This window comes from Iodidimonas sp. SYSU 1G8, assembly GCF_039655775.1.
Taxonomy (GTDB): Bacteria; Pseudomonadota; Alphaproteobacteria; order SMXS01; family SMXS01; genus RI-34.
Map to the genome: position 1 here is coordinate 208,821 of NZ_JBBYXJ010000002.1, position 12,055 is coordinate 220,875.

Genomic DNA, 12,055 nt, shown 5'->3' on the forward strand with positions numbered 1-12,055 from the left:
ATAATGAACGAGGATCCCCCGCTTTACTTTGCTTGCCATGTCTTCTGTTGCGTCAACGAGCGCGCTGAAGGTCATCCCCGCTCGTCGTGCAAGGCCAAGGGCGCGGAACCGCTGCGCGACTATATGAAGAAGCGGGCCAAGGAACTGAAGATCAAGGGCGTGCGCGTCAACCAGAGCGGGTGCCTCGACCGGTGCGAGCTCGGGCCGACCCTGGTGATTTACCCGGATGGAGTCTGGTATCACTACGAGACCCAAGCGGATGTGGACGAAATCCTGCAACGTCACCTGATCGACGGCGAACGGGTCGAGCGGCTCATGCTGCGACCGGACCAGATTCGCCTGGATCCATGACGACGATCTTCGCCCTGGCCTCGGCCCGCGGACGCGCCGGGGTCGCCGTGATGCGGCTGTCCGGACCGCGGGCCGGCGCCGCGCTGGAGCAGATCACAGGCCAGGATCTGCCGCCCGCGCGGCGCGCCGTCTTTCGGAGCTTTTCGGATCCGGCGACTGGCGCACCGATCGATCGCGGCCTCGCCTTGTGGTTTCCTGGCCCCGCCAGTTTCACCGGCGAGGACGTCGCCGAGTTGCACCTTCATGGCGGCCCCGCCGTCGTGGCCGCCATGGTCGGGGTTCTCGACCGGGTAGACGGACTGGTCCCGGCGGCGCCCGGGGAATTCACCCGCCGGGCCTTCGAGAACGGCAAGATGGATCTCACGGAGGTCGAGGGGCTCGCGGATCTGATCGACGCCGAGACCGAAGCCCAGCGCGCGCAGGCCCTGCGTCAGATGGAAGGCGCGCTCGGCGCGATCTATGAAGGCTGGCGCGCCGATCTGGTTCACGCACTGGCGCTGCTGGAGGCCGATCTCGATTTCCCGGACGAAGATCTGCCAGACGGCCTGGAGGCGCAGGCAGCGCCGGCCTTGCGCATACTGGCGCGAGAAATGCGCGAGCATCTGGCGGATGACGGACGCGGCGAGGTCCTTCGCAGCGGCTTCCAGATTGTCATCCTCGGCGCGCCAAATGTCGGGAAGTCCAGTCTTCTCAATAGTTTGGCGCGGCGCGACGTGGCGATCGTCTCGGATGTCGCCGGGACGACGCGAGACATGATCGAGGTCCGGCTCGATCTCGGAGGCTATCCGGTCATGCTAGTCGATACGGCGGGTCTGCGGGACTCGGTGGATGCCATTGAACAGGAAGGTGTTCGGCGCGCGCTGGAACGGGCGGAACGGGCCGATCTCCGGCTTCGCCTTTTCGCTCCCGGCGAGGACGTCACCACGGCGCCCGGCGAATTGGCGGTGTTGAACAAATCCGACATGGCGCTCGCCGAGACCAGACCGGACGTCCTGCGGATATCGGTCAGGACGGGTGCGGGCATCGCGGCGCTGCTGGAGCGTCTCGAGGCCATCGTGGTCGAGCGCATGTCGTTGCGCGACGTCCCTGCCCTGACGCGGGCGCGTCACCGCCGTGCCCTCGAGGATGCATTGGGACACCTGAACCGCGCGCTGGATGGTATCGAGCGGCGTGCCGAGGCAGAACTGGTTGCTGAGGACGTCCGGCTTGCCGCACGGGCGCTGGGCCGGATCACCGGGCGGGTCGACGTGGAGGAGATTCTCGACGTGGTGTTCAGCGCCTTCTGTATCGGAAAGTGAGCGACTTAAAGTGGTGTTTCACGTGAAACACCGGCCTGTCGCGCCCTGACACCTTGCCCCTTCCTTGTTCACGGCATAGATTGCCGGCAAACCGGAGAGAGCATGTACGACGTTATTGTCATCGGGGGCGGACACGCGGGCTGCGAAGCGGCGGCGGCGTCCGCACGGCTTGGCGCCCGAACCCTACTGCTGACCCATAAGGTCGAAACCATCGGCCTGATGTCCTGCAATCCGGCCATCGGCGGCCTCGGCAAGGGACACCTTGTGCGCGAAATCGATGCGCTGGACGGCGTCATGGGCCGTGTCGCCGATGCCGCGGGCATCCAGTTCCGTCTGCTGAACCGGCGAAAGGGTCCCGCGGTGCGTGGTCCCCGGGCGCAGGCGGACCGCAAACTATACCGGCAGGCCATGCAGTCGATGCTGCTGGATTATCCCAACCTGACGGTGAAGGCGGGCGCGGTCGAGGACCTGCTCCTGGATTATGGTCATTTCGGCCCGGGGCGGCTGGCGCGCGTCCGGGGGGTCGTTTGCGGCGATGGCGAGCAAATCCTTGCCGGGCGCGTCATTCTGACCACCGGAACGTTTCTCAGCGGTATCATCCATATGGGTGAGGAGAAGACAGCGGGCGGCCGGATCGGCGAGGCGCCGTCGCTGGGCCTGTCGCGGACGCTTCGGAGCGCCGGCTTCGAGGTCGGCCGGCTGAAGACCGGGACGCCTGCGCGCCTCGATGGCAGCACCATCGATTGGTCCGGGCTCGAGGTGCAGCCCGGTGATGATCCGCCCGTGCCATTTTCGTTTCTCACGACCCGGATCGATACGCCGCAGGTCGATTGCCACATCACCTATACCAATGACGCGACGCACGCGGTCATTCGGGCCAATCTTCACCGTGCGCCGATGTATTCCGGGCAGATCGAATCGAGCGGGCCGCGATATTGCCCGTCGATCGAGGACAAGGTCGTCCGTTTCGGCGAGCGCGAGCGCCATCAGATATTCCTGGAGCCGGAGGGTCTGGACGATGATACCATCTACCCGAACGGCATCTCCACGTCCCTGCCGCGCGACGTGCAGAGCGCGCTGCTGAAGACCATACCCGGATTGGAAAACGCCGTCATGCGCCAGCCCGGCTATGCCATCGAGTATGATTTCGTTGATCCTCGCGAGTTGTCCAACACCTTGGAAACACGCAGGATTTCAGGTCTTTACTTCGCCGGGCAGATCAACGGCACGACCGGGTACGAGGAAGCGGCCGCGCAGGGCCTGATGGCGGGCCTGAACGCCGCCCGGTCGGCCGGTCAGGCCGATGCTGTCGTACTGGACCGGGCTGAGGCCTACATCGGGGTGATGATCGACGATCTGGTGACGCGCGGAACGCAGGAGCCGTACCGCATGTTCACCTCGCGGGCGGAATATCGGCTGACGCTGCGCGCCGACAATGCGGATCAGCGGCTTACCTCGCGCGGCATCGCGATCGGTTGCGTCGGCAACGAACGCGCCATGGCGTTTGCGCAGAAGACCGAAGCGCTCGAGCGCGCCCGTGGTCTGACGCGGTCCCTCGCCATGACGCCGAACGAAGCCGCTGGACACGGCCTGGCGATCAATCATGATGGCCGCCGCCGCAGCGCTCACGATCTTCTCGGTTATCCGGATGTAACCGTGGAGCGGCTTGGCCAAATCTGGCCCGAGTTGCTCGATTTCGTGCCCGCTGTTCGCGAGCAGCTGGAAATCGATGGCCGGTATGCGGGCTACATGGACCGTCAGGAAGCGGATGTGGTCGCATTCCGGCGCGATGAGTCGTTGCTGATTCCCAAGGATCTGGACTATGGCGCTGTCGGCGGTCTCTCGAACGAGATCCGCGAGAAGTTTTCGCGCGTACGTCCGGATACGCTGGGCGCCGCGGCGCGGATCGCGGGGGTAACCCCGGCCGCGGTGACGCTTCTGCTCGGCCATGTCAGGCGGGCACGTGAGTTGCGAAAGCAGACGGCGTGATCGCATTCTATGACGATGGCAGCTTCCACCAGGCCACCGGTGTTTCACGTGAAACATTAGATAAGCTTCGGGCTTACGCGGCTCTCCTCGAAAAATGGCAGCGTTCCATCAATCTCGTGTCCTCCGCCACGCTCCCTGAGCTCTGGCGCAGGCATTTCGCCGACTCCGCCCAGCTGGCGCCGTTGATCGGCACGGAAACGAGCACTCTTCGCTGCGTAGACCTTGGCAGCGGCGCGGGCTTTCCGGGTCTCGTTCTGGCGATCATGGGGATCGGCCAATGGACATTGATCGACAGTGATCGCCGCAAGCTGACATTCCTTCAGGAAGCCGCCCGCATCACGCGGACATCTGTTACATTGCTTCCTGCCCGGCTCGAACAGGTGACGGGCTTGACGGCGGATATCGTCACGGCGCGCGCGTGTGCGTCTCTCGAGACCCTGCTGGGCTATGCCACGCCCTTATTGGAGCCGTCGGGAAAGGCGCTTTTTCTCAAGGGTCGTGATGCAGCCCGCGAGATCGATGAGGCCAGGAAGACGTGGAATTTCGAGGTTCGGCGCATTCCGAGCCAGACCGATCCGGAAGCGAGTATCGTGGAAATACGCAATGTCTCAAGTACTTAGCCTCGGACGCGATGTGAAGAGATCCCGCGGCGGGGCAGGCCGAATCATCGCCGTCGCCAATCAGAAAGGCGGCGTGGGCAAGACGACGACCACAATCAACCTGGCGACCGCGCTTGCCGCGACCCGCAAGTCCGTTCTGGTGATCGATCTCGATCCGCAAGGTAACGCCAGTACAGGTCTGGGCGTCCCACGTTCGGCGCGGACCGTCAGTATCTACGATGTGCTGATGCGCGACCATGATCTCGGTTCCGCGCTGATCGACACCGCGATCCCCAAATTGCGGCTGATCGCGTCCACCGTCGATCTCGCCGGCGCCGAGCTCGAGCTGGTATCGGCGGAAGAGAGGGCGGAACGGCTGCGCCAAGCGCTGCGCAATCCCGAGTCGGGTGAGGTTCTCGAGGCGTTCGATTACGTGCTGATCGATTCGCCGCCGTCGCTCGGGCTTCTCACGCTGAACGCCCTGGTGGCCGCCGATTCCGTCCTGGTGCCGCTGCAATGTGAGTTCTTCGCGCTCGAAGGACTGAGCATGCTCATGAAAACCGTCGAACGCGTGCGCGGCGCGTTCAACCCCGATCTGAGGATGGAGGGCGTGGTGCTGACCATGTTCGATCGGCGCAATCGCCTGTCGGGGCAAGTGGAGGAAGATGTGCGTTCTTTCATGGGTGATACGGTGTTCAACACGGTCATTCCGCGCAATGTGCGCTTGTCGGAGGCGCCCAGCCACGGCAAACCGGCGCTTGTTTACGATATGCGCTGTCCCGGCAGCATGGCCTATATCAAGCTGGCTTCCGAACTTCTCAAACGCGAAAAGAAGCAGAAAGCCGCGTTAAACCAAGGGGTTGAATGATGGCAGGCGACGACAAGGCAAGCAAGCGCCGCCCCGGCGGCCTGGGACGTGGCCTCTCCGCGCTGCTTGGCGAGGATACCGTCCCTGAGGCGGCGCCGCGGAACGCCCGTGAGTTGCCGATCGAGAAGCTTCATCCCAACCGCTATCAGCCCCGCACTCACTTCGACGAGGCGGCCATCGAGGATCTGGCCAGTTCAATCCGGGCGCGAGGCATTTTGCAGCCCATTCTGGTAAGGCCCCTGCCGGGCCGGCCGGGCGAATACGAGATCGTCGCGGGCGAGCGCCGCTGGCGCGCCGCCCAGCGCGCCAGGCTCCATGCGGTTCCGGTGGTCGAAAAGGCGCTCAGCGACACGGAATCGCTGGAAATCGCCATCGTCGAAAACGTGCAGCGGCAGGACCTGTCGCCGATCGACGAGGCGCGTGGCTATCGCCGTCTCGTGGACGAATTCGGCCACAGCCAGCAGAACGTCGCCGAGGTGGTCGGCAAGAGCCGGCCGCACGTGGCGAACATGATGCGGTTGCTGACCCTGCCGGAAAAAGTTCAGGGGATGCTCGATAATGGTGCGCTGTCCATGGGTCATGCCCGGGCGCTCGTCACCTCCGATAACGCGGAGTGGCTCGCCGGTGAAATCGTCGAAAAGGGCCTGAACGTGCGTCAGGCCGAAGAGCTGGCACGCGAAACGCCGCGTAGCGGCGGCAGAGGCCCGCTGAAGCCCATGAAGGATGCGGACACCCGCGCCCTGGAAAAACAGCTCAGTGCGGCTCTCGGGCTTCCTGTGGCGGTCGACCACAAAGGACCCGCCGGCGGCAGCCTGACGATTCGCTACAAAACGCTCGATCAGCTCGACGAAATCACGGCGAAGCTGGCCGCCCGAGGTCGCTGAGAGGCCTCTTCCACCGCGTGCCGGGCGGCAGGCCGACGGTCGGAATCCTGCTTATGTTAAATGTCAGTTGCGCCGCGCCGCGACGGCGAGGCGCATCATGGCACGGGCCGTGATGGCGTCGGCGGGCATGCCGGTGGTCTTGCACATCATTTCGGCTTCCAGCAGCAGCGCCAGGGCATCGGCCAGCTTGCGCACTGTCCAACGGTTGAGCAGCTGGCGCATCTCATTGCCTTCCCGCTGAAACGCCGGCGGCTTCAGCGCCTTGAATGCCGCGTCCAGCGGCGTGCCCCGCTCGGCCATGCTGGCGACCAGATGCAGGCGCTGCAGGCGGCGGGTGGTCAGGCGGATCAGGCCGACGGAACTTTCCCCGGTCTCCTCGGCCTTGGCGAGCGCGGCGATCAGCCCTTTCAGGTCGCCGCGCGCGGCGGCATTGCCGACCGCGTCGAAGGCTTCCGCCGATGAATCTCCCACACAGGCGCGGGCATCCTCCAGGCTGATGCTGGTTCCCTCCCCCTGCATGTAGAGCGCCAGCTTTTCCAGCTCCTGACGGCTGATCATGCGGTCGCCGCCCAGACTGGCGCGCAGGTGCATGCGTGCCTCCTCGCTCACCGTCAGGCCATGGGGCGCCAGAACATGGTCGATCAGTCCGTCTACGGTCTCGGCGCTGTCATAGCCGCACTCGATCACCGCCGAATTCGGGGCCTCCTCGAATGCCTTGCGCAAGCTGCTGGTCCGGCCCAAATCATCGGCGGTCACGAGGATAAAGCCGTCACCGGGCGGATTGGCGAGGAACTCCTTGAACAGGCCGGACATGCGGTCGCCGGCGCGCGATATCCGCACGAGACGCCTGCCGCCGATCATGGAAATGGCGGCGGCTTCATCCGCCAGCCGCGCCGGGTCGGCGGTCAGCCCGGCGGCCTCCAGCTCGGTCACGCGAAAAGGGTCCTTGGGGTCGTCCACGATCGCGCGCGCGACCGCCGTGGCCCGTTCGCGCACCAGTCCCTCGTCGGCGCCGAAAATGAGCAGCGCGCGCAGGGTGTCGTCTGGTTTGTCGGTAAAGCGCTTGAGCTGGGCGGGGGTGAACTTCATGGCGCCAATGATACCGCGCCGCGCGGCAAAAGCCTATTTGCCCCGGTCGAAATAAACGGCGATCCGGGTGCGGATTTCCTCGGCCAGATCGACGGCAAGGCGCTTTTGCGCATCCTGCTGGGCAATCACCGTGGGATAGTCCTGCTGCACGATGTCAAACGCGGTTTCGGCCCAGGTCGTCCCCGTCAGCACCACCTGATCCGTGGCGATCTCGCGCAATTCGAACCGGGCGCTCATGCGATAGTTGGCTCGCGTCGAGGAAGAATTCTCGCGCAGGCCGACGTCTTCCCGCTCCTCGCCGACCAGCAGGCCCAACTCGTAACGGGGCTGTTCCGGTTTGCCCGCAGGCGTGATCACGTCGAGCAGCTGGTTACGCACGACCTGTCCCAGACGATCGGGAATGGGCCGGATATCGATCGTCGCCATTTTCTCGGTGATAGCCGGCCTGTCGGCCGTGCCCCGAGCGCCATACATGGGCTTGAAGCCGCAGGCGGGCAGCGTCAGACAGATCAGAACGATGGCGAGGGCACGAAGCATGAGACCCACTATGCCACAATATTGACGATACGGCCCGGTACGACGATGACCTTGCGGATTTCCTTGCCGTCGATGGCCGCGAGCACCTTGGCATCGGCAAAGGCGGCTTGCTCGGCATCTTCCTTGCTGGCGTCGCGGGCAAGCTCGATGGTCGCCCGCAGCTTGCCGTTGACCTGCACGGCGACCTTGACGGTCGTATCCACCACCAGCGACTCGTCGGCGTGCGGCCACGGCGTTTCGGCCAGCGCCGTGGCGTGGCCCAGCGCCTCCCAGGCCTCCTCGGCCAGATGCGGCATCATGGGCTCGCTCAGGCGGACCAGAATCTCCAGCGCTTCGCGCAGGGCCCAGGCATCGCCTTCGTCGGACGGCTTGAAGCCGTTGACGGCGTTGGTCAGTTCATAAAGCTGGGCCACGGCGGTGTTGAACCGGAAGCTGTCAATGCCGTCGGTGACCGCCTTGATGGCTTTGTGGGTCGCCCGGCGCAAGGCCAGCGCGTTCTCGCTCGGCGTTGCCGGCGCCGGCGATCCCGCATCGGGCAGCGCCGTCGCCGGTTCGCTGACCAAACGCCAGATTCGCTGCGAATGGCGCCAGGCGCCTTCGATACCGTTCTCCGACCAGTCCAGATCGCGCTCGGGCGGGCTGTCCGACAGCATGTACCAGCGCGCCGTATCGACCCCGTAGGTGTCGATGATATCGGTGGGATCGACGGTGTTCTTCTTGGACTTGCTCATCTTTTCCGAGCGTCCGACGGTGACGGCGCCGCCGTCCCTGGTCTTCCATCCCTCGACGTCGCGCACGATGTCCTCGGGCGACAGCCACTTGCCGTCCGCACCCTTGTAGGTCTCGTGATTGACCATGCCTTGGGTGAACAGGCCCTGGAACGGCTCGGCGATGGAGACCAGACCGCATTTCTGCAATGCCCGGGTGAAGAAGCGAGCATAGAGCAGGTGCAGCACCGCGTGCTCGACACCGCCAATATATTGATCGACCGGCATCCAGCGGTCGACGGCGGCACGGTCGAGCGGCTGATCCGGGTCGAGGCCGCAGAAACGCAGGAAATACCACGACGAATCCACGAAGGTGTCGCAAGTATCGGTCTCGCGCCGCGCCGGCTTGCCGCAGGACGGACAGTCCACATGCTTCCACGTGGGATGACGCTCCAGCGGATTGCCCGGCACGTCGAAGGTGACGTCGTCGGGCAGCAACACGGGCAACTGTTCACGCGGCACCGGCACGACGCCGCAGGCCTCGCAATGAATGACCGGAATCGGGCAGCCCCAATAGCGCTGCCGCGACACGCCCCAATCACGCAGGCGATAGTTCACCTCGCGGGTGCCGGCGCCCAGGCGCTCCAGCTCGTCGAGAACCCGCGCCTTGGCTTCCGGCACGGTCATGCCGTCCATGAAGCGGGAATTGCCCAGCCGGCCATCGCCGTCATAGGCCTTGGCGCCGACGGTGAAGCTCTCCGCCGCCTCGCCCTCGGGCACGACAACGGGCGTGACCGGCAGGCCGTATTTGCGGGCGAAATCCAGGTCGCGCTGGTCATGGGCCGGGCAGCCGAAGATAGCGCCGGTGCCGTATTCCATCAGCACGAAATTGGCGATGTAGATGGGCAAGGTCCAGTCGGGATCGAACGGATGCACGACGCGCAGGCCGGTGTCGAACCCCAGCTTTTCCGCCGTCTCGATTTCGGCTTCGCTGGTGCCGGTGCGCTTGCAGGCTTCGATGAAGTCGGTCACCGCGGGATTGTCCCGCGCCAGACGCTGGGCGATGGGGTGGTCGGCGGCGATGGCGCAGAAACTGGCGCCGAACAGCGTGTCGGGACGGGTCGTGTAGACCTCGAGGAGGTCATCCGTGCCGGCGAGCCGGAAGTGGACGCGCGCGCCTTCTGACCGGCCGATCCAGTTGCGCTGCATGATGCGCACCTTCTCGGGCCAGCGGTCCAGCGTGTCGAGGCCGGCCAGAAGATCCTCGGCGAAATCGGTGATCTTGAAGAACCACTGAGACAGCTTGCGGCGCTCGACCGGCGCGCCGGACCGCCAGCCCTTGCCGTCGATCACCTGCTCGTTGGCCAGCACCGTATGGTCGACCGGATCCCAGTTGACGTAGGACTCCTTGCGCTCGACCAGTCCGTTCTGCAGGAACGCCAGGAACAACGCCTGTTCGTGCCGGTAATAGTCCGGGCTGCAGGTGGCGAACTCGCGGCTCCAGTCGATGGCGAGACCAAGGCTCTTGAGCTGGCCGCGCATGGTGTCGATGTTCTGGTAGGTCCAGGCCGCCGGATGCACCTTGCGCTCCATGGCGGCGTTCTCCGCCGGCATGCCGAAGGCGTCCCAGCCCATGGGATGCAGGACGTTGAAGCCACGCGCGCGTTTGTAACGGGCGACGACGTCGCCCATGGTGTAGTTGCGCACATGGCCCATATGGATGCGGCCCGACGGATAGGGGAACATCTCCAACACGTAGTACTTGGGCTTGCCCTCGTCCTCACGCGTGGCGAAGCTGTCTCGCTCCGCCCAGATGTCCTGCCACTTCCGCTCGGCGACCTTGGCGTTATAGCGGCTCATTCGACTCGGTTCTTTGGAAAAAGCGTCTAGTCTTCGTTCTTGGTGACGGTGCCGATGCGAATCTGGCGCGCCTTGACGAGAATGGCGTCCTCGAGGCCGGCGATCGTGGTCTGCTGCACGGGGACGTCGATCCATTCGCCGTTGGCGGCGCGCTGCTGGCGGTTGACCACCACCTTCAGGGCGTCGGCGCGTAGCCGCGAATCCATGATGTTGACGCGCACCTTGGTCCGTTCGTTCGGCGTGGCCGGGTTGTTGTACCAGTCGGTGAGGATGACGCCGCCGGTGGCATCGGTGGACGCCATCGGCATGAATTCCAGGGTTTCCAGCGCTGCCTGCCACAGGTAGCCATTGACCCTCATCGCCTCGGCCTGTTGCAGCTGGATGGGCCGATACCGGTCGGCGACTTCCTTGCTGCCGCCGCCGCCGCAAGCCGTCACGGCCGCGGCACCCGCCAACACGATGATTCGAAAAGCTATCCTCGGCATATGTTCGCCTCAGTCTGATGAAGGGTACGCGGGGCGTGCCGCCGCGCCTTTATACAAGCCGGGTAAGCGATAGAACAACCGGTTTGAGGGCGCAAGCCGCCGATAGCGCGGGTTTCACGCCGCTTTCTTGCCGGCTCGCCTGTGGAAACGCCCGTAACCGGCCACGGTGTCAGCATTCTGTCGCGGACTCTTCTTGATTTGCCATGAATGTTGGAGTGGAATATATCGAGATCAATACCAGATAGGTTGTGGCGGACGCGGAAACCGTTTATCACCCGGCGCGTTACGCCAAGAGGAAACGAACAAGGAGCACGCCTCCCCGAAACGGGCGGCGGAGCAAGAAGATGGGCAGGCTGACTCGGACTGCAGTTGTATCGCTGATGGCGCTCGCCTTCGGGCAGCAAGCGGTCGCGCAGGATTCGATCAAGTTCATCGACGGTGGCGATCTCCAGATGCTGGAGCCCAATACGCCGCTGCCTACTCCTTCCCTCGTCAAGGACAAGCCAGCGGCGCCAGCCGTGATCACGCCTCCCGCCGAGTCCCGGGCGGTGCGTATCCAGGCCGATCCCAAGCAGGAAAATATCCGCGTCGGCGTCGACATCAAACTCGAGGAATCCGACCGCATCGAACTGCGCGAGGCCGGGCGTCTTTCGTTCCAGAGCGATATCGGCTCCGTCACCGGCTTTTCGTCCGCCGCCACCGCTGGTCCGTTCGGCACGCGCGGCGGTCCGGTCGATCAGGGTCTCGATACGCGCAGCCTGTTCAGCAAGGCCGCTTCGGTCAATCCGGGCAAGGCGCTGACAGGCGCCGCCGTCCGTGATCCCGGCGCGGTTTCGCCGCGCTTCGCCGGTTTCCGCATCGGCTATGCCGACGGCTTCTCAGCCGACGACCCGCGCGGCGTCGCCCCCTCCGAGCGGGGCTTCGAGGTCTATATCAGTTCCGCGGTTGTCGGACAGGGCCTGCGCAGCGGCGCCTACCTGTCTGAATCCAGCCTCGTCTATGAGACCCCGGCCTATAATTTCGGCCTCAACCTGGGCTATCGCGGCTTCACCGTAGCGGCGTCCTTCCTGCATGGCGGCGGCGGCTCGGTCGTGGGGTACGATGCCTATGATCTGGGCGTGAGCTATGATTTCGGCAACTGGATCACCAGCGTCGCCGTGGGCGGCTATTTCGCCGACCGGTCGCCGATGATGCTGGCCATGGTTGATGTGGACCAGCTGTACAGCGTCGAAATCGGCGCGGCCTATGAACTCCGCCCCGGCATCCGTCTGCTCGGCCGCCTGAAAGTCTTCGATTCGCGCAGCCTGCTGCGTACCGGCCCGCTTGATGGCATGGGCGGCAGCTTCTATTTCGGCACCAGCTTCGGCTTCTGACGCCGCGGTCGTCGC

The 12,055-nt window shown here is 64.8% G+C and carries 11 protein-coding genes; 7 read left to right on the plus strand and 4 right to left on the minus strand.

What is annotated here, in order from left to right; translation table 11 throughout:
- Window positions 1-3 precede the first annotated feature (3 nt).
- The 6 genes from WJU17_RS12025 (at window position 4) to WJU17_RS12050 (ending at window position 5,989) form a co-directional block, all read left to right on the plus strand.
- A complete protein-coding gene (locus tag WJU17_RS12025; protein ID WP_346327645.1) occupies window positions 4-351 on the plus strand; it encodes a (2Fe-2S) ferredoxin domain-containing protein in 348 nt (115 codons plus the stop codon).
- Entirely contained in the window at window positions 348-1,649 is a 1,302-nt protein-coding gene (gene mnmE, locus WJU17_RS12030; protein WP_346327646.1) for a tRNA uridine-5-carboxymethylaminomethyl(34) synthesis GTPase MnmE, read from the plus strand. Before WJU17_RS12025 ends, mnmE begins: the two co-directional genes overlap by 4 nt.
- Before the next feature lie 102 nt (window positions 1,650-1,751).
- Window positions 1,752-3,638 (plus strand): tRNA uridine-5-carboxymethylaminomethyl(34) synthesis enzyme MnmG, encoded by a 1,887-nt coding sequence (gene mnmG / locus WJU17_RS12035; protein ID WP_346327647.1) that lies wholly within the window; start codon window positions 1,752-1,754, stop codon window positions 3,636-3,638.
- Window positions 3,638-4,258 carry a 16S rRNA (guanine(527)-N(7))-methyltransferase RsmG gene (rsmG, locus tag WJU17_RS12040; protein WP_346328942.1) on the plus strand — a complete coding sequence of 207 codons (621 nt, stop codon included), beginning with the start codon at window positions 3,638-3,640 and terminating at the stop codon, window positions 4,256-4,258. Before mnmG ends, rsmG begins: the two co-directional genes overlap by 1 nt.
- On the plus strand, window positions 4,242-5,105 hold the full coding sequence (locus WJU17_RS12045; protein WP_346327648.1) for an AAA family ATPase: 864 nt from the start codon (window positions 4,242-4,244) through the stop codon (window positions 5,103-5,105). The genes rsmG and WJU17_RS12045 overlap by 17 nt, the downstream gene beginning before the upstream one ends.
- Window positions 5,102-5,989, plus strand: a complete 888-nt coding sequence (locus WJU17_RS12050) for a ParB/RepB/Spo0J family partition protein (RefSeq protein ID WP_346327649.1) — start codon at window positions 5,102-5,104, stop codon at window positions 5,987-5,989. Before WJU17_RS12045 ends, WJU17_RS12050 begins: the two co-directional genes overlap by 4 nt.
- 63 nt (window positions 5,990-6,052) lie before the next feature.
- Here the strand turns inward: WJU17_RS12050 and holA are convergent, their stop codons facing one another.
- From holA to WJU17_RS12070, 4 genes are read right to left on the minus strand one after another with little or no spacing between them, the layout of a single operon-like run.
- Window positions 6,053-7,078: a DNA polymerase III subunit delta gene (gene holA / locus WJU17_RS12055; RefSeq protein WP_346327650.1), complete on the minus strand. Its 1,026-nt coding sequence runs from the start codon at window positions 7,076-7,078 to the stop codon at window positions 6,053-6,055.
- A gap of 33 nt (window positions 7,079-7,111) precedes the next feature.
- The gene (lptE, locus tag WJU17_RS12060; RefSeq protein ID WP_346327651.1) at window positions 7,112-7,615 is read right to left on the minus strand and encodes an LPS assembly lipoprotein LptE; all 504 of its coding nucleotides are present in this window, start codon (window positions 7,613-7,615) and stop codon (window positions 7,112-7,114) included.
- A gap of 8 nt (window positions 7,616-7,623) precedes the next feature.
- Window positions 7,624-10,182 carry a leucine--tRNA ligase gene (gene leuS, locus WJU17_RS12065; protein WP_346327652.1) on the minus strand — a complete coding sequence of 853 codons (2,559 nt, stop codon included), beginning with the start codon at window positions 10,180-10,182 and terminating at the stop codon, window positions 7,624-7,626.
- Between the two features lie 26 nt (window positions 10,183-10,208).
- Window positions 10,209-10,619 (minus strand): DUF3576 domain-containing protein, encoded by a 411-nt coding sequence (locus WJU17_RS12070; protein ID WP_346327653.1) that lies wholly within the window; start codon window positions 10,617-10,619, stop codon window positions 10,209-10,211.
- Between the two features lie 392 nt (window positions 10,620-11,011).
- Between WJU17_RS12070 and WJU17_RS12075 the strand changes: the two genes are divergently transcribed.
- Window positions 11,012-12,040, plus strand: coding sequence for a hypothetical protein (locus WJU17_RS12075; protein WP_346327654.1), 1,029 nt, complete (start codon window positions 11,012-11,014; stop codon window positions 12,038-12,040).
- Window positions 12,041-12,055: the final 15 nt, after the last annotated feature.